This is a genomic window from Dielma fastidiosa (genome assembly GCF_003475485.1).
Lineage (GTDB): Bacteria > Bacillota_I > Bacilli_A > Erysipelotrichales > Erysipelotrichaceae > Dielma > Dielma fastidiosa.
This window is the reverse complement of sequence record NZ_QRQL01000001.1, coordinates 767,873-785,205: the sequence shown is the minus strand read 5'-3', so window position 1 is coordinate 785,205 and position 17,333 is coordinate 767,873. Positions and strand designations below refer to the sequence as shown.

Sequence of the window (17,333 nt, the reverse complement as noted above, 5' to 3'; positions counted from 1 at the left end):
CCATCAGTTTTCTTTTCGGTGACAGTTTATATAGTTTGTGTAAATTTGACTGTCTTTTTGAAAGAAAGTGATATAATAATGATGATTATTTTAAATTTGGAAAGGAAAATCTATGAAAAAATTCAACTGGCGTAAATTTATTAACCGTTTTGTCTTTTTTTCTTTACTTATATCGGCAATCTTTTTGATTATTCGATTATTTCTGGCACCGGCGGGCAACGATGTTCCTTATGGACGTGTTAAAAGTGATTATGTTTTAATGCTTGTGCAATGTATTCTTGGCTTATTTGCCATGACTTTACCAGGCTTGCTTTCGCATCGTTTTCAAATCGAGATTCCTTCCGGCATGCTGGTACTTTATGCGATCTTCCTATACGGGGCGATCTTTCTTGGCGAGGTGCGTTCATTTTATTACACGGTACCGCATTGGGATACGATTCTGCATACCTTTTCCGGCGGTATGCTGGGGGCATTAGGCTTCTCCTTTGTGACATTGCTGAATAAAACCGATAAGATACCATTAAATCTATCACCGCTTTTCATTGCGATTTTTGCGTTCTGCTTTGCGGTAACACTAGGTGTATTCTGGGAAATTTATGAATTTACCTTTGATGGTGTTCTGGGCTTAAATATGCAGAAGTTTGCCCTTGAATCCGGTGAGCAGCTGATGGGCAGGGCGGCGCTTCAGGATACGATGAAGGATTTGATCGTTGACTGCTTAGGTGCCTTCATCATGGCATTAGTAGGTTATATTTCATTGAAATATAAGACTGGTTTTATTGAAAAGCTGACGCTGCGCAAGAAAAAGAATCATCATGATAAGCGCTTATCCGCTTAGTTATTATGTCACAGACAACTAAAAAGGCATTAGCGGCCTCTTTGAAACAGCTGCTGAAGGAGAAACCGCTTGATAAAATAACGGTGACAGACTTGGTTGAGGATTGTGAGGTAAACCGTCAAACGTTCTATTATCATTTTCAGGATATCTATGATCTGATTGAATGGATCTATGTCAGTGAAGCGGCACGTATTCTTGGCGATAAAAAAACGGCAGCAACTTGGCAGCAGGGCTTTCAGAATATTTTTGACTATCTGATAGAAAACAGCTCTTTTGTATTAAATACCTTTCATTCATTAAACCGTGAGCACCTTGAACGATTCCTTTATGAACAAACCTATCATCTGCTTTATGATGTTGTTGATGAGGAGGCGGCAGCCTATACAGTATCAGAAGCGGATAAAGCTTTTATTGCTGATTTTTATAAATATGGTTTTGTCGGCATTGTGCTTGACTGGATCAGCAAGGGAATGAGGGAAGAACCGCAGACAATTATTCAGCGTCTTTATGTAATGATTCACGGCAATATCACAAAAGCGCTTCATGATTTTGAAAAGGAACACTGATTTATACAAGTCAGTGTTTTTGTATGAAATTTTGTCAAGGTTAAGGCAGTGTTGAAAGATTGGACAGGCAGGATGTAATGTCTATGGCAGTTCTTTTAAATATTGAGTATTCTATGGGTGTAAAACAAATGGAGGTACTTAATATGTATTATAGCAGTGGTAATTATGAAGCATTTGCACGTCCAAAGAAACCGGCTGACGTTGACCGTAAATCAGCTTATGTGATTGGTTCAGGTCTTGCCGCTCTGACAGCAGCATTCTATCTTGTTCGTGATGGACAGATGAAAGGTGAACAAATTCATATTTTAGAAAAATTAGATTTGGCCGGCGGCAGCTGTGATGGCCGTAAAGATATTACAAAAGGCTATTATATGCGCGGCGGCCGTGAAATGGATAATCATTTTGAGGTTATGTGGGATGTATACCGTGATGTTCCATCTATTGAAACGCCGGGAGTAACTGTACTTGATGAATATTATTGGTTAAATAAAGAAGATCCGAATTACTCTTTATGCCGTGCATCAACTAATTGCGGTGAGGATGCGCATACAGATAAGAAGTTTACGTTAGATAAAGAGTCTGCATTAGCAATGTCCAAGTTATTTATCACTCCTGAAAAGGATTTAGAAGATAAAAAAATATCAGATGTGCTGCCGGAATCATTCTGGTCAACAAATTTCTGGCTCTATTGGCAGACAATGTTTGCTTTCCAGCGCTGGTCAAGTGCTTTGGAAATGAAGCGTTATCTTTGCCGTTATGTTCATCATATTGATGGCTTGCCTGATTTTAGTGCTTTGCGTTTCACTAAGTACAATCAATATGAAAGTATGATTCTGCCGCTGGTGAAATATCTGGAAGCTCATGGTGTAACATTAGAATTTGGCATGAATGTAAAAAATGTTGTTATTGAAAATAAAAATGGTGAACGTGTAGCTAAGCAAATTGTTTATATTAAAGATGGTGTTGAACAGACCATTGATTTAACAGCTGATGATTTAGTATTTATTACAAATGGCTGCTGCACGGATACCTCTTGCTACGGCGATCAGAATACTGTTCCAGATTTATCATGTGTAAAGAATGGTACCGGTGAAAGCTGGGATCTGTGGAAGAATATTGCCGCGCAGGCGGAGCATGGCGAATATGGCAACCCGGATCATTATTGTGATGATTTTGAAGCTACAAACTGGATGAGTGCTACGGTTGCGACTGCGAATGAGGATATCATTCAGCATATTATGAAAATCTGTAAACGTGATCCTCGTGAAGGAAAGGTTACAACCGGCGGTATTGTTACGGTTAAAGACAGTACAGAAAATTGGTACATGTCTTGGACCATTAATCGTCAGCCGCAGTTTAAGGCTCAGGATAAAGATACTGTATTGATTTGGGTTTATGGTTTAACGACCAATAAAGAGGGTAATTTTGTTAAAAAGGCAATGCGTGATTGCACCGGTGAGGAAATTTGTCAGGAATGGCTCTATCATATCGGCGTACCTGTAGATCAAATTGAAGATTTAGCGAAGAATGCCTGCAACACAACCACTTGCTTCATGCCGTTCATTAATTCATTCTTCCAGCCAAGAAAAGAAAGTGACCGTCCAAAGGTTGTACCTGAAGGTGCTGTAAACTTTGCCTTCATCGGTCAGTTTGCGGAAACACCGAGAGACACTATTTTCACTACGGAATATTCAATGCGTACAGGTATGGAATCAGTTTATACATTATTAAATGTTGACCGCGGTGTGCCGGAAGTATGGGGCAGTAAATATGATGTACGTGAATTGCTGAGAGCTTGCTATTATGCAATTGATAAGCAGCCGATTACAAATATTAAGCTGTCATTTAAGGAAAGAGAAATGATTAAGATAGCGATGCGGTTTGTGAAGGGAACTGATGTGGAAATTTTATTGAAGGAATCAGGATTGATTCCGGATACAGAGGAATAGTTTGTTTAAGGGTACTGCTAAAAGCGGTACCTTTTCATGTGTCATTGCAAATGATATAATACGGATATAAAGGCTTATAAAAGATAAAGCAGGCAGATTATGAAGAAATTACTTTGGCCGGTCTTATTTGATGAATTTAATTGACTAATTATCTTTTTAGTGGTTACTGTCTGCTTTGTATTTTTGCCGGCTAAAATTCGGATAAAAGGATTATCTCTGTACAATATTCTAATGGTTGTAATTACGTCATCACTGGCGTAAATGGCATATAAAGCAATACGATGGTTAGGGTTTGATAAATAAGGGGTGATAGAGCATGCAAAAGGTTGAAATTAGATATTTAAAGGCTGCTGATAAACAGTTTTGGTTTTGTCTTGATAAACACTTGCCAGAGAAAGAATTTGAAAATAAATTGCATACAAAAAGAGCTTATGTTTTATTGCTCTCTGATAAACCGATAGGGCTTTTAAGATATAATTTATTTTGGGATAATACCCCATTCTGTACGATGCTAATCATTGATGAAGAGTATCGAGGAAAAGGGTATGGCAAACAGTTAATGACTTATTGGGAAAAAGATATGAAAGAACAAGGATATGGTATGCTGCTGACATCTACTCAGGTAGATGAAAGAAGCTCAGCATTTTTATCGAAAGCTGGGCTATAAAGACTGCGGCAGCTTCATAATTGACATTCCTAAATATGCTCAGCCAATGGAACTGCTGCTTATCAAGGAAATTAAGCAGGAATCAGTCAAAGTATAAAAAAGGAGGTTCTTCTATGTATGAAGATTTTGCCTATATGGTCTTAGAAATCGTGCGTGAAATACCTAAAGGCAAGGTTGCCAGCTACTCCCAGATTGCTGCCTTATCCGGCTATCCAAAACGGGCGCGGATGGTTGGCAAGATTCTCTCACAGGCTGAATATTTTGGCCGTTATCCATGTCATCGGGTACTGCACAGCGATGGCCGCTTAGTCACGGGCTGGGAGGAACAGCGCGAATTATTGGCAAATGAAGGTGTTTTCTGCACAGCCTCAGGGAAAATTGACATGGCCAGTTATCAATGGAAAAATTAAAAAAATGAATAATTTCATCTTCTTTTTATCATTTTAGATAACTTTTATTATTGGTACTTTGATACTTAAAATAAAATTTCTACATAATAAAAAATGTACTTATCCAATTACGGTATAAGTACATTTTACATTATTCAGCATTATAAAGATGGGTAATCAATTCAACACATTGATCAATGCCCAGTTCACCGCTGTCTAAAGAAATGTGATAATTATGCACATCTCCCCAGTTCATGTCTGTATAGAACTGATAATAAGCGGCACGGCGTTTATCCTTGTCTTTTAAGCGCTTCATTGGTGAATCATCTCTTTCACCATATTGTTCGACAATCCGTTGTGCGCGTTTTTCCATACTGGCATGAATAAATACCTTTAAACAATCGTGTTCTTTTAATATATAATCAGCACAGCGGCCAACGATCACACACGGGCCTTTCTCTGCCAGTTCAAGTATGATTTTTCTTTGAATGAACCAAATATAATCCTGATTGGAGTAGCCGTCCACTGAACGATCCGCAAAAGCATTGGCTAACCAGCCGCCATGACTGGCATATTCACTTTTCTCGGCAATATATTCCTTTGTGAAGCCGCTTTTCGCAGATAATTCCTCAATCAATGATTGATCATAACACGCGATACCCAATTTTTCTGCCGTAAGCTTTCCGACAGTTCGGCCGCCGCTGCCAAATTCACGGCTGATAGTAATAATTTTTTTGTTCATGATAGGATCTCCTTTTTCTGTTCTGAATCTAAATACTTATAAGTGCTGAAGATAACGGCTGCGGATATTAAGAAGGTTAAAATATCAGATACCGGCATGGAATAAAGGACGCCGTCTAAACCAAAGAACAGCGGCAGGATTAAGGCAAAGCCGACACCAAATACTACTTCACGCAGCATCGAAAGCAGCGTAGATACGAGTGCCTTTCCTAACGCTTGAAGGTAGATGAAGGTTGCCTTATTGACACAGGCAAAAATCATCATACATAAATAGATGCGGAAGGAACGCACAGCAAATTCTGTATAATAAATACTTTCATTCGCAGCACCAAAAACCGTGATTAACTGATGTGGGAAGCATTCTGCGATGAGTAGTGCAACCGCACCGACAATGGCCTCCCATATTAAAAGATGGGTAAACAGACTGCGCGCTCGATCTTGACGTCCGGCACCGATATTGTAACCAATAATAGGAATGCAGCCAGCTGCCATACCGACGGCAATTGATATTACGATCTGAAAGAATTTCATGACAATACCAACGACGGCCATAGGTATCTGTGCATATTGAGCCTGTGAAAAAATAGGATCAAGCGCACCGTACTTGGTAATCATATTGTTGATTGCCGCCATCGCTGCTACCAATGAAATCTGCGAAAGGAAGCTGCAGATGCCTAAAGACAAAAAGCGCAGAGTCAGTTTTGGCTGAATCGTAAAACTATTTTTATTCAGTGTGACAGCTTTCATATGACAAAGGTACCAGATTGCAAGAACGGCAGTTAGAACTTGTCCGATTACGGTCGCTGCTGCTGCCCCCATCATACCCCATTTGAAGATAAAAATAAAGATGGGATCTAAAATAATATTGACTGCGGCGCCAGCCAGCGTAGAAATCATTGCAAATTTTGGACTCCCGTCAGAGCGGATAATGGGATTCATTGCCTGTCCAAACATATAGAAGGGAATACCAAGGGTAATAGTGAAAAAATATGATTTACTCAAGGCAAATGTTTCCGCATTTACCTGACCGCCAAACATCGTCAGGATTGCATCTTGAAAAAGTAAATAAATCGCCGTAAGCAGCAGGGAAGCAGTCAGGCATAACAGAATGGCATTGCCGATGCTTTGATGAGCCTTCGTTTTATCATTGGCTCCTAGTGATAAGCTCACAAAGGCACAGCAGCCATCGCCAATCATAACGGCAGCGGCGAGTGCGACCACGGTCAATGGAAATACAACGGTATTAGCGGCATTGCCATAAGAGCCCAGATAACTGGCATTGGCGATGAATATTTGATCTACGATATTGTATAATGCCGCTACCAGCAAGGATATAATGCAGGGCAGGGCATACTTGCGCATCAGTGTTTGAATGGCCTCTGTTTCTAAAAAATGATTCGATTTTTGTTCCATAAATTTCCTCCTTGTTAAACAAAAAAGCGAGCGGCAAAAGGAGCTGGATTTATGCCCTTGGCCACACGCTAAAAACTTAAATATACAATTTTGGTTTTGATTATATATTGAAAACCACATAAAAAGCAACCCGTAGTGCCAACTGGTTTTACGCCGAAAGCTACGCGTTGCATGGTTTAATTATAATCGGAATCAAAAATAATTTCAAAGTGAAATTTCAAAAAATAAAATTATATTTATAAAGTTTGTTCCAGTATAAAAATTTATAATAAAATCATTTGACAAAAGAAAGCGCAGTTGATAGAATGAACAGGCAGTTAGTTAAAGCTAACTGCATTCTTTAAAAGACAAAGTTAGAAATATCTAACTTGTTAGGAGGGGTATCATTAAAAAGGTAAAAATAACCTTTCTGCTGGCAGCGGCATTATTTGTTTTATCAATGATGTCTTTATTTATCGGTGTTTCAGATGTAACGCTGAGCGGTGTTCTAAGCGGTAATCATGAACAGCTGCAGCTGCTTTTGATTTCACGGATACCAAGACTGCTGGCGATTCTTTGTACAGGCATCGGCATGAGTGTGGCGGGTCTGATCATGCAGAAATTATGTATGAATAAATTTGTATCCCCAACAACTGGGGCAACGCTTTCTTCGGCTCAGCTGGGAATCCTGATTGCATTGTTATTTATGCCTGGATCAACGCTTTGGAGCCGGGCAATCTTTGCGTTTATTACAGCTATCTTAGGAACGTGGCTTTTTGTCTATTTTATTCAAAAAATACAGTTTAAGGATGTTGTGATGGTTCCCTTAGTTGGCATTATGTTTGGTAATGTAATTGGCGGCATAACAAGTTTTCTCGCTTATAAATATGAGGCGACGCAAGCCCTTTCTTCATGGCTGGTTGGTCATTTCTCCTTAGTGCTGCGCGGCCGATATGAGATTGTTTACCTGGTTGTGCCCTTAGTTTTCATCGCCTTTCTCTATGCTAATCATTTTAATATCGTCGGCATGGGAAAAGATTTTTCTAAAAATCTGGGTGTGAATTATAACCTAGTGTTATTTCTGGGGTTATCGATTGCGGCAATGATTAGTGCGAGTATTGTTGTTGTCGTTGGCAGCATCTCCTATATCGGTTTAATCGTACCTAATTTGGTAGCGATGTTTAAGGGGGATAAGATCCGCGGAACAATGGCTGACACCGCTTTATTCGGCGCCTTGTTTGTGCTGGTTTGCGACATGATCGGCAGAATAGTGATTTATCCCTATGAGCTGCCGATTGAATTGATTGTCGGTATTATCGGCAGTCTGCTGTTTATCGGCTTGTTATTTTATCGTTTAAATCATGGCACCCGCAGCATTCAGCTTTCCATTTTTGGCAGCGGCTGTGCGAGTCAGCCGGCAATTGAAGAGGAGGCAAAGCCGTGAAGGAGCGTTCAACCAATAAAAGAAAGATGTGCTGGCTGATTCTGCTGTCTATTGCAGCGGCGCTGATTTATCTGTTCCTGTTTATGAATATGAAGTATTTTGATTATTTCATGAGTCTGCGTGTTCCTAAACTTGTTGTCATGATCATTGTAGCATTCGCAATCGGCGGTGCCTCCATCGTCTTTCAGTCAATTATCAACAATACGATTGTAACCCCCTGTCTTTTGGGCATGAACTCACTTTATACGCTGATCCATACGGCGGTTGTCTTTTTTCTTGGTTCAGGCAGTATCTTTGTGGTTCAGGCAAATCTGTCTTTTGGTTTAGATCTGATCCTGATGGGCGTTATTGCGACGCTGATCTACAGTTATCTGTTTAAGAAAACCAAGCATAATGTGCTGTATGTACTTTTGAGCGGTACGATTATGACAACCTTTTTTTCAAGTATTCAGACGACACTGACACGTATTATGGATCCCAATGAGTATGATACATTGTTATCCTCATTAGTTGCCAGCTTCAGCAATATTAATACAAGTATTATCGTTTTTTCAGTATTGCTGATGGCAGCCATTATCTTTGGTTTAAGAAAAGAACTGGCCCTGCTTGATGTGATTACGTTGGGTAAGGATCAGGCCATTAATTTAGGTGTTGACTATGACCGTACGATCCGCAGGCTGCTGCTTGGTGTAACACTGTTTATTGCCATTGCTACTGCGATGGTTGGCCCCATTTCATTTCTGGGTTTGATTATTGCCAATTTGTCCCGGGAGTTTTTCAAGACATACCGGCACACTACTTTAATCATCGGGTCATTTTTAATCGGTATCATCATTCTGGTTGGCGGCCAGATCGTTGTGGAACGTGTCTATAACTACGGCATACCAATTTCAGTCTTTATTACTGTGGGCGGCGGCATTTATTTCTTATACTTGCTGCTTAGACAAAGGAGGGTCAATGGATGAAGGCAAAGCAATTAACAAAAGCCTATGACGGCAAAAAAGCGGTGGATGAGGTAAGCTTCTCAATACCTAAGGGGAAGGTTACTTCACTTATCGGACCCAACGGCGCCGGCAAGTCTACCGTTATGGGGATGATCTCACGATTAATTGCGAGTGACAGCGGCTGTATCGACTTTGAAGAGAAGGATATTAAGCAATGGAAAAGCCGTGAATTAGCAAAAAAGCTGGCAATCCTGACGCAGTCCAATGCAATTCAGATGAAATTGACAGTGAAGGAGCTGGTCAGCTTTGGCCGCTTTCCATACAGCGGTTCACATATCAATGAAACGGATAAAAAAATTATTGACCGGGCAATCAGTTATATGGAATTATCCGAGCTTGAAAATCGATTTATTGACGAGCTGTCAGGCGGTCAACGCCAGCGGGCATATATTGCTATGGTTATTGCTCAAGATACTGATTATATCCTGCTCGATGAGCCGACGAATAATCTGGATATTTATCATGCGACCAATATGATGAAAATTGTCCGCCGGTTATGTGATGAATTAGGTAAAACGGTCGTCATGGTGCTGCATGAAATTAATTACGCGGCTTTTTACTCTGATTATATCTGCGCGTTTAAGGATGGCAGAATAGCAAAATTCGGCACTGTCAGAGAAGTGATGACCAAAGAGGTGCTGAGTGATATTTATCGGGTAGATTTTGAGATTCAGGAGATTGAGGGCAAACCTCTTTCGATTTATTATTGATAAAGGAGAAGCAAGATGCTAAAGAAAATGTTAAGTATTTTATGCTGTTCAGCTTTGCTGCTGAGCGGCTGCGCGCAAGCAAGCAAGCAGGAAGATGGAAAAAATGAGCGGGCCACAATAAGCGTGACCACGCTGAATGGCAATCAGGAAAGTGTTGAACTTGAGGTTCCCTATGACCCGCAGCGAATCGCGATCCTCGATATCACAGTTTTAGATATGCTTGATAATTGGGGATTGGGAAATCGGGTAGTCGGTATGCCAAAATCCAGCAAAATCGATTATTTACTTGCTTATAATGATAACGCCGATATTGCCGATTTAGGGACTCTAAAAGAAGTTGATATGGAAGCGTTAATGGCTAGTGAGCCGGATATTATTTTCATCGGCGGCCGTTTGAGCGCGCAATACGATGCCCTATCTAAGATTGCCCCGGTAGTTTATACGGCAGTTGATAACAGTAAAGGTCTGATACAAAGTGTTAAGGATAATGCACAGATGATTGCTTCTATTTTTGGTAAAGAAGCCTTGGCTTTAGAACAGACGGAAGCGTTTGACGCGCGAATTGATGTTTTAAAGAAAGCAGCTGCGGGAAAATCAGCGATTATCGGTATGGTTACCAGCTCCAACTTTAATACTTTAGGAAATGGCAGCCGCTGTTCATTGATTGGCAATGAAATCGGTTTTACCAATCTTGCTGATGATGTTGATACAACCCATGGCAATGAGTCATCTTTTGAGTTACTGGCAGATAAAAATCCTGATTATATCTTTGTTTTAGACCGTGATTCAGCAATTAATGCTGAGGGTGCTAAGCTGGCACAGGAGGTCATGAATAATGAACTTGTCCAACAGACAGCAGCTTATCAAAACGATCATATTGTCTATTTGACACCCACCGTTTGGTATCTGGCAGAAGGCGGCATAAGCGCTCTCGATACGATGCTGAAAGACTTAGAAGCTGGTTTATTAGCACAATAATCATACGCACACAGGGTAAACTGTGTGCTTTTTGAATGTGATTATTCAAGTTAACTAAAAATTAACAAAAATTTAACAAAGCCTTTCTTGACGTCTGCGCAAACTCTCCCTATAATCATTATGAATAGCTAAATGAGAGGGACAATATGGATATCAAGGGGTTTTTGACTTTATTTGGAGGTTTGGCATTGTTTTTGTATGGTATGAAGATGATGTCTGATGGATTGGAGGCAGCCGCGGGTGATCGTCTTCATCTGATTCTTGAGAAGCTGACATCAAACCGCATTGTCGGTGTTTTGGTAGGCGCTGGCATTACGGCTGTAATTCAAAGCTCTTCCGCGACGACGGTAATGGTTGTCGGCTTTGTGAATGCCGGTATGATGACATTGAAACAGGCGGTTTGGATTATCATGGGTGCCAATATTGGCACAACGGTAACCGGTCTGCTGATTGCGCTGGATATTGGCGCGATAGCACCGCTGTTTGCTTTTATCGGTGTCGTTTTAATAACCTTTATTAAAAAAGAAAAGGTACAGGATATCGGTGAGATCATCGCCGGTCTTGGTATCTTATTTATTGGTATGGATATGATGGGAGCAGCCATGCTGCCGCTTCGAGAATCACCATCTTTTATCGCGTTGATGACTACCGTAGAAAATCCATTGCTGGGAATTTTGATCGGCCTTGTATTTACCGCTGTAATTCAAAGCTCATCAGCATCGATTGGCATCCTGCAGGCATTGGCAGCCAGCGGTTTAATTCCTTTGCATAGCGCGGCCTTTATTCTGTTCGGTCAGAATATCGGTACTTGTATTACTGCCTTTCTCGCATCCTTAAGCGCGAATCGCAATGCGAAACGCACAACGATCGTTCACTTATTGTTTAATGTGATTGGTACGGTGATCTTTGTGCTGCTTTGTCTGGCAACGCCGCTGATATCAATTATTGGCCGCTTGACGCCGGATAATCCAATGGCCCAGATCGCCAATCTGCATATTTTATTTAATGTCACAACGACGCTGATCCTGCTGCCATTTGGTGTGAAACTGGCAGAGTTGGCAATGGTGATCCTGCCGGTACACAATGACGAAAAAGAGGATCTGCTGAAGCCGCTTTATCTGGATGATCAGCATCTTGGCTCGGTAGCGATTGCCACAGCTCAGCTGAAGAAAGAAATAGTACATATGTTTGAAATCGTGCGCCGCAATGTGGATTATATTTTTGAGGCACTGGATCCGAAGGTTCGTTTCCAAAAGGAAAAAATTGAACGCAACGAAGCTAAAATCAATGCGCTGAATATTGAAATTACTGATTTTGTAGCAAAGGCATGTACACTAGAGATGTCAGCGGCTGATTCAATTAAAATCAACAGTTATTTTAAAATCAGCAATGATCTTGAACGCATTGATGATCATGTGATGAATTTAAAAGAATACATGGAATTTTATCTGAATAAAGAGGTTGATTTTGATGAGGAAATACAGGCTCAGCTGAAGGAATTATATTTACTGCTTAAGGAATGTTTAATGAAGCTTGGTGAAGAATCTTTCTTTGACTATGAAGATAAGTATGAACTGATTGAACGTGATGAACAGAAGATGGATGATCTGACGTTCTATTACCGGGAGAAGCAGGTCAATGATTTACGCAACAAGCAGTGCAGTGCTAAAACGGTTGTTACTTATTCAGAGATGCTGACGGATATTGAAAGAATGTCTGATCATTTATTGAATATTGCCCAGGAATGCAATGGTTCACGGATATCATTAAAAATAGATGATTAAAAAAATGCGGTTTCTACGCATTTTTATTTTTGCCGTTCTTTTAGATAAGAACTAATTGTGTTCAGTTTTTGAGAAGAGATTTTCATTTGTGGAAATGCATTCTTTAAACGGCTGTGAAAGCCTTCCTGATTAGCTAATTTTTCATAGCGGGCATTTAGGTGCTGTTTTACCTCATTGATTCGCTCATCCTTTAATTCCATGAAGCCATTAAACTGCTCCCTTAATTCAAGCTGACTGAAAGCCGGTGCATATTCATTCAATTTTATTTTAAGCTCTTGGACCGCATTTTCAAATTTGCGGATATCCTGATCATAAGCCTTCAGTTCATCTAATGAAGAAAGTAAATCGATAAGGAATGCCATAAACAGTGCAGCAGCCATCAAGCATTGCGCAGAGTAGGGAATGAGCATTAATATTCCTTGAATCTGAGGATTGAGCACATAGAGAACAAAAATTGACATGATACCAAACATCATGCTGAAAAGCAGACAGATGCGGCCATTCAGATTGAGAAAGAATTGTGAGTAATCCCACCAGCGGGTGTGAAATAATACTTCCATGATCCATGAGGTAAAATATTCAAGGGCACTGGTCAGCACGACACCTAAGATAAAAACTAGGATGGGATGTGATTGAACGGGCTGCAGCAATAGAATCACAAACATCGCGCCAAAGCCATAGATTGGGCAGATTGGCCCATTTAGAAAACCGGAATTCACTGCCTTGCGCTGCATCGCGGTGACTAAAAGTGATTCACACAGCCAGCCTAAAAAGCTGTAAATCATCAGCAGGATATAATTAGTTACAAAACTTGCCATAAAGACCTCCCAATATAAGTGTACCTATTCTATCGTACAGGCAAGGATGTGTCATTAGACAATCTTTGCTATTTGTAGTATGGATAAATGGCTTATGAATATCCGCTGATCAAGTTTTGTTGTATAATAAATATAAATTGGAGGTATTCTATGCGTGAAACAGTGGAAGCTTTAAGGAATGGATTTAAAAAAGGCAAAATGCAGTCAGTAGAAGCGAGACAGAAAAATTTATTGAAATTAAAACATGCTTTGTTAAGCTATGAGCATGAATTATATAATGCTTTATATGAGGATTTAGGTAAATCTGAATTTGAAAGCTTTGAAACTGAGTTTGGTATTTTAATGATGGAAATTAATGAGGCGGTGAAGCATTGCAAAGCGTGGAGCCGCTGTAAACGGGTAGGTACGCCGTTAATGCTCATGCCATCAAGCAGCATGATTCAGCCGGAGCCTTTGGGTGTTGTTTTAGTAATGTCACCATGGAATTATCCGCTTCAGCTCTCTATTGCACCGTTAGTTGCATCGATGAGTGCCGGCAACTGTACGCTGATTAAGCCAAGCAGTTACTCGCCTTCAGTATCGGCAGTGCTGAAAAAAATGATTAATGAAAACTTTGATTTTGAGATTGTCAAAGTCATCGAAGGCGGCCGCGAGGTGAATGAGGCAGTCCTGAAGGAACGCTTTGACCATATCTTTTTTACTGGCAGTGTTCATGTGGGAAAAGTTGTTATGCGCGCGGCAGCGGAAACATTAACGCCGCTGACCCTTGAATTGGGCGGGAAGAGTCCGTGTATCGTAGCGGCTGATGCCGATTTGAAAATGGCTGCCAAGCGCATCATCTGGGGTAAGGCAATGAACTGCGGACAGACCTGTGTGGCGCCGGATACCTTGTTTGTTCATGAATCAGTGAAGGATCAATTGATGGAAGCAATGAAACAAATCATTCACGAATTCTATCCGCAGGGCTGTCTTGCTTCACCTATCTATGGCAAAATTGTTAATCAGAAGCATTTTGACCGTTTATGCGGTTATTTAAAAGAAGGACGTATTCTAACCGGCGGTCATATTGACCGTGAGGCACATAAGATTGAACTGACCTTAATCGATGGCTTAAGTGAAAATGATGAGCTTTTAAAAGAGGAAATCTTTGGCCCAATACTGCCTGTTCTGACGTATCAGGATATTGAGGAAGTATTCGATTATGTAAGAGCGCATGAAAAACCGCTGGCAGCATATCTGTTTACTAATGACCGTGATCTTCAAAAGCATTTCCGCAAAGATCTGAGCTTTGGCGGCGGCTGTATCAATACGACCTTATTGCACCTTTCCAACTCGAAGCTGGGCTTTGGCGGGGTAGGCAGCAGCGGCATGGGACAATATCATGGTTATCGAGGCTTCTGTGAGCTCTCTCATTTTAAGAGTATCCTGAAAAAAAGCCGGTTAGAAGCACCGGTACAATATCCGCCTTACGGCAATAAGCTTAAACTGATGAAATTCTTTATGAAATAGAAAAGCGTCTTGCGACGCTTAAGCCTTTTATATAAAAGGAGAGAGAATTGAATTACTTAATAGTAATGGGGCAGCTTCTATCTCTGCCTTGCACTTATCATATCAAAAAGTTGTCGGTAACTCACAGTATAAAATTGGAAAATTATGTGAATTAGAAAAGAGGCATTTATGAATATAAACTACTTGGCATACGATCCCTTTCTGGACAGTATTGAATATCTGCATATGCTTCAGGAGCAGCAGGATTATCAAAAAGTCGCTCAATCAATTAAAAATAAATATGGGGTGCATGATGAAGCGGTTGATATGGTTTTTAATCAGCTGCATAAGCTCAGTGCCCAGATTCAATTGGAGCTGAATGTTGATGAGCATCTGCTGCAGACTTATTTTGAGGGGGATATGCCGCTGGCTTCAATGATGGTGCTCAATGCTGATCAGATTGAGGCGGAGAATGCAGATGCATACCGAGCGCAAATGGATGCCAATCTGAAATTATTCTCACAGGAAAAAGCCGATCGGCTTGAGCTTTTGGAAATGGCGGCACAGAGTAACGCAGTGCGCTGGCAATGGCTGAAAGTCTATCATGATCCGCTGCCTTATTATCATGAATTAAAAGGATTGCTGAATGAAACAGCAGCCCTTATTATTAAACACATGGCAGATATAGAACCCCTGCTTGAACTGTATCGAGCTCACATTAACCCGCAGCGTTTCTATCAGATTGGCATCAAATATGAAGAAAATTCAACACTTAATATCAGACCCTCGGTTTTTTCATGCAATCGAATCACCATATTCAATGACAGTGAGCGTAATGTCTATGATGTCCGTGATGGGATTGCGATGATTTGGATCAAGCTGAATCAGCAGTGTTTTAATAAGGAAGAAGTTTTATTGGCCGCGAAGGCTATGGCTGATCCTTCTAAATTAGAAATATTAAGTGTATTAAAACAGGGCCGCAGTTATGGACAGAAACTGGCTGGCAGATTAAATCTGACCACGGCTACGGTATCTTATCATATGAGCGCTTTGATTAATGCTAATTTAATCACGATGGAGAAAGAAGGAACCCGCATCTATTACAGCATCAATGAGGAATCTGTGCGGGCTTATCTGAATGGTATTGAAGAACTGCTTCTAAAATAGTGAAAGCTGTTCATTCATGATCAAAAACTGCTGATAATCGGTATTGATATCTTTCATCCGCGGACGCAGCCAAGAATATAACTGCTTTTTATACTCCTTATCAAGAGAACCTTTGGCGTAGAGCTGCATAAAGGTTCTTTTTAAATGCGGATATTGACGTTCGATAAATGCCATAAACGCTTTTCTTGTTTCACCTCTCAGATACATCGTACCGCAGGTAAAATAGTCAGCCTCATGAGCTAGCTGTAAGAGCGCTTCAAGATTTTCATGGCTGTCTGTCAGCATTGGAATAATCGGTATTGTGTGCAGTCCGGTTTTAACTTTTGAATCCCTGAAGGCACGCAGGGCCATGATTCGTCCCTGGATAGGTGTCGCGTTAGGTTCCATGATTTTGCGAAGCTCTTCATCAACGGTGTTGATAGAAAAAGCAACAATGACTGGTACTTTTTCAGCAAGCTCATCAAGCAGTGCCTTGTCTCGTAAAATCAAGGCTGATTTAGTGGAAATGACACAGGGTGTAGCAGTTTCAATTAAAAGCTTCAATATTTCCGGCATCAGCTTCATTTCTGCCTCGATTGGCTGATAAGCATCACAGACGGTTCCAATACCAATGATTTTATGCTTCCAGCTAGGGGCGGTTAACTGTGAACGCAGCGCTTCAACAATATTGCTTTTCACATGCACATGATCAAAAAAATGTCCGTCATCCTCTAAATAGCGGTGTGTGTACATGGCATAACAATACTGGCAGTGATGCGCACAGCCTCGATATGGATTCAATTCATAATCATAGGGAAATCTACCCTTTGATTTAGTTAATGCATTGCGGCAGTGTATTTCATTCATAAGCAATCTCCTGATACCTTTAGTATAACAGAAAAAAGCATCGCAGGGGAACGATGCTTTTTCAAATACTATTTATAAAAGGGATAGAATATGATTGAACATTATGGATAGGGATTGTCCATGTTCATCAGCAAGCTATTATCCTTGCCTGAATATAGTATAGCCGAATTGTGTCAAAAGAAAACGTATGTATTTCGTGAAATTATGTGATGATGAATATAATTGGAAAAGCCTTTTGGGATAGGCTTTTCCTCCAATAAAGAAACATGAAAGGGATAGAAATATGAATGAAACAGCAGTACAGCGAGGAATTACTGACTGCCTATTACCAGTATGAACAATAAAATTTGTTTTATACTATAAATATACAAAAAACAACGGTTCATCACGCCGTTGTTCTTTGTTAAAATGAAAGGGATTAGAAAATGTTTTGAACATTCATATTTGGGGTTGACTGTTCAAGCAGGTATTTCCTGCTACTATTAGTATAAAAGATTTATTTCGTTGCAATATGCCAGAATTATGGTTTATTATGGGAATTAGATAAAGGAG

16 protein-coding genes are annotated in these 17,333 nt (G+C 40.4%); 12 read left to right on the top strand and 4 right to left on the bottom strand.

The features are described 5' to 3' along the window. The first annotated feature begins 112 nt into the window (after window positions 1–112). The 5 genes from DWZ33_RS04040 to DWZ33_RS04020 all read left to right on the top strand — a co-directional run bounded on the left by DWZ33_RS04040 (window position 113) and on the right by DWZ33_RS04020 (window position 4,430). The gene (locus DWZ33_RS04040) at window positions 113–838 is read left to right on the top strand and encodes a DUF2238 domain-containing protein (RefSeq protein WP_022936700.1); all 726 of its coding nucleotides are present in this window, start codon (window positions 113–115) and stop codon (window positions 836–838) included. Window positions 839–843: 5 nt separating this feature from the next. Then, window positions 844–1,404 carry a TetR/AcrR family transcriptional regulator gene (locus DWZ33_RS04035; protein WP_118453887.1) on the top strand — a complete coding sequence of 187 codons (561 nt, stop codon included), beginning with the start codon at window positions 844–846 and terminating at the stop codon, window positions 1,402–1,404. 83 nt (window positions 1,405–1,487) lie between these two features. After that, window positions 1,488–3,353: an oleate hydratase gene (locus DWZ33_RS04030; RefSeq protein WP_244925843.1), complete on the top strand. Its 1,866-nt coding sequence runs from the start codon at window positions 1,488–1,490 to the stop codon at window positions 3,351–3,353. 316 nt (window positions 3,354–3,669) lie between these two features. After that, window positions 3,670–4,020: a GNAT family N-acetyltransferase gene (locus tag DWZ33_RS04025; RefSeq protein ID WP_220452385.1), complete on the top strand. Its 351-nt coding sequence runs from the start codon at window positions 3,670–3,672 to the stop codon at window positions 4,018–4,020. A 113-nt stretch (window positions 4,021–4,133) separates the two neighbouring features. Then, window positions 4,134–4,430, top strand: a complete 297-nt coding sequence (locus DWZ33_RS04020; protein ID WP_118453885.1) for an MGMT family protein — start codon at window positions 4,134–4,136, stop codon at window positions 4,428–4,430. A 130-nt stretch (window positions 4,431–4,560) separates the two neighbouring features. Here the strand turns inward: DWZ33_RS04020 and DWZ33_RS04015 are convergent, their stop codons facing one another. Both DWZ33_RS04015 and DWZ33_RS04010 read right to left on the bottom strand, forming a co-directional pair. Next, window positions 4,561–5,151, bottom strand: coding sequence for a cytidylate kinase-like family protein (locus DWZ33_RS04015; RefSeq protein WP_022936705.1), 591 nt, complete (start codon window positions 5,149–5,151; stop codon window positions 4,561–4,563). After that, window positions 5,148–6,563 (bottom strand): MATE family efflux transporter, encoded by a 1,416-nt coding sequence (locus tag DWZ33_RS04010; protein WP_022936706.1) that lies wholly within the window; start codon window positions 6,561–6,563, stop codon window positions 5,148–5,150. The genes DWZ33_RS04015 and DWZ33_RS04010 overlap by 4 nt, the downstream gene beginning before the upstream one ends. A gap of 382 nt (window positions 6,564–6,945) precedes the next feature. Here DWZ33_RS04010 and DWZ33_RS04005 point away from each other — a divergent pair, with 382 nt between their 5' ends. The 5 genes from DWZ33_RS04005 to DWZ33_RS03985 all read left to right on the top strand — a co-directional run bounded on the left by DWZ33_RS04005 (window position 6,946) and on the right by DWZ33_RS03985 (window position 12,462). Continuing rightward, window positions 6,946–7,986, top strand: coding sequence for an ABC transporter permease (locus tag DWZ33_RS04005; protein ID WP_220452397.1), 1,041 nt, complete (start codon window positions 6,946–6,948; stop codon window positions 7,984–7,986). Then, complete coding sequence (locus DWZ33_RS04000) at window positions 7,983–8,951, top strand: iron chelate uptake ABC transporter family permease subunit (protein ID WP_022936708.1); 969 nt, start codon at window positions 7,983–7,985, stop codon at window positions 8,949–8,951. The genes DWZ33_RS04005 and DWZ33_RS04000 overlap by 4 nt, the downstream gene beginning before the upstream one ends. Continuing rightward, the gene (locus DWZ33_RS03995; RefSeq protein WP_118453883.1) at window positions 8,948–9,700 is read left to right on the top strand and encodes an iron ABC transporter ATP-binding protein; all 753 of its coding nucleotides are present in this window, start codon (window positions 8,948–8,950) and stop codon (window positions 9,698–9,700) included. The genes DWZ33_RS04000 and DWZ33_RS03995 overlap by 4 nt, the downstream gene beginning before the upstream one ends. 15 nt (window positions 9,701–9,715) lie before the next feature. Further along, on the top strand, window positions 9,716–10,678 hold the full coding sequence (locus DWZ33_RS03990; protein ID WP_118453882.1) for a siderophore ABC transporter substrate-binding protein: 963 nt from the start codon (window positions 9,716–9,718) through the stop codon (window positions 10,676–10,678). Between the two features lie 146 nt (window positions 10,679–10,824). After that, entirely contained in the window at window positions 10,825–12,462 is a 1,638-nt protein-coding gene (locus DWZ33_RS03985) for a Na/Pi cotransporter family protein (protein WP_118453881.1), read from the top strand. A gap of 23 nt (window positions 12,463–12,485) precedes the next feature. Here the strand turns inward: DWZ33_RS03985 and DWZ33_RS03980 are convergent, their stop codons facing one another. Next, window positions 12,486–13,280 carry a putative ABC transporter permease gene (locus DWZ33_RS03980; RefSeq protein WP_118453880.1) on the bottom strand — a complete coding sequence of 265 codons (795 nt, stop codon included), beginning with the start codon at window positions 13,278–13,280 and terminating at the stop codon, window positions 12,486–12,488. Window positions 13,281–13,430: 150 nt separating this feature from the next. Between DWZ33_RS03980 and DWZ33_RS03975 the strand changes: the two genes are divergently transcribed. Together DWZ33_RS03975 and DWZ33_RS03970 are read left to right on the top strand one after the other, a co-directional pair. Beyond that, window positions 13,431–14,789, top strand: a complete 1,359-nt coding sequence (locus DWZ33_RS03975; protein ID WP_118453879.1) for an aldehyde dehydrogenase — start codon at window positions 13,431–13,433, stop codon at window positions 14,787–14,789. Window positions 14,790–14,957: 168 nt separating this feature from the next. Further along, window positions 14,958–15,935, top strand: coding sequence for an ArsR/SmtB family transcription factor (locus DWZ33_RS03970; protein WP_118453878.1), 978 nt, complete (start codon window positions 14,958–14,960; stop codon window positions 15,933–15,935). On the opposite strand, the gene DWZ33_RS03965 is transcribed toward DWZ33_RS03970, so the two are convergent. Further along, the gene (locus DWZ33_RS03965; RefSeq protein WP_118453877.1) at window positions 15,927–16,781 is read right to left on the bottom strand and encodes an SPL family radical SAM protein; all 855 of its coding nucleotides are present in this window, start codon (window positions 16,779–16,781) and stop codon (window positions 15,927–15,929) included. The two genes, DWZ33_RS03970 and DWZ33_RS03965, sit on opposite strands and share 9 nt — an antisense overlap. Window positions 16,782–17,333: the final 552 nt, after the last annotated feature.

Excerpts from the sequence above, each read along its gene's own strand:
- DWZ33_RS04040 (WP_022936700.1), top strand. The coding sequence starts at position 113 with ATGAAAAAATTCAACTGGCGTAAATTTATTAACCGTTTTGTCTTTTTT.
- DWZ33_RS04035 (WP_118453887.1), top strand. The coding sequence starts at position 844 with ATGTCACAGACAACTAAAAAGGCATTAGCGGCCTCTTTGAAACAGCTG.
- DWZ33_RS04030 (WP_244925843.1), top strand. The coding sequence starts at position 1,488 with ATGGCAGTTCTTTTAAATATTGAGTATTCTATGGGTGTAAAACAAATG.
- DWZ33_RS04025 (WP_220452385.1), top strand. The coding sequence starts at position 3,670 with ATGCAAAAGGTTGAAATTAGATATTTAAAGGCTGCTGATAAACAGTTT.
- DWZ33_RS04020 (WP_118453885.1), top strand. The coding sequence starts at position 4,134 with ATGTATGAAGATTTTGCCTATATGGTCTTAGAAATCGTGCGTGAAATA.
- DWZ33_RS04015 (WP_022936705.1), bottom strand. The coding sequence starts at position 5,151 with ATGAACAAAAAAATTATTACTATCAGCCGTGAATTTGGCAGCGGCGGC.
- DWZ33_RS04010 (WP_022936706.1), bottom strand. The coding sequence starts at position 6,563 with ATGGAACAAAAATCGAATCATTTTTTAGAAACAGAGGCCATTCAAACA.
- DWZ33_RS03995 (WP_118453883.1), top strand. The coding sequence starts at position 8,948 with ATGAAGGCAAAGCAATTAACAAAAGCCTATGACGGCAAAAAAGCGGTG.
- DWZ33_RS03990 (WP_118453882.1), top strand. The coding sequence starts at position 9,716 with ATGCTAAAGAAAATGTTAAGTATTTTATGCTGTTCAGCTTTGCTGCTG.
- DWZ33_RS03985 (WP_118453881.1), top strand. The coding sequence starts at position 10,825 with ATGGATATCAAGGGGTTTTTGACTTTATTTGGAGGTTTGGCATTGTTT.
- DWZ33_RS03980 (WP_118453880.1), bottom strand. The coding sequence starts at position 13,280 with ATGGCAAGTTTTGTAACTAATTATATCCTGCTGATGATTTACAGCTTT.
- DWZ33_RS03975 (WP_118453879.1), top strand. The coding sequence starts at position 13,431 with ATGCGTGAAACAGTGGAAGCTTTAAGGAATGGATTTAAAAAAGGCAAA.
- DWZ33_RS03970 (WP_118453878.1), top strand. The coding sequence starts at position 14,958 with ATGAATATAAACTACTTGGCATACGATCCCTTTCTGGACAGTATTGAA.
- DWZ33_RS03965 (WP_118453877.1), bottom strand. The coding sequence starts at position 16,781 with ATGAATGAAATACACTGCCGCAATGCATTAACTAAATCAAAGGGTAGA.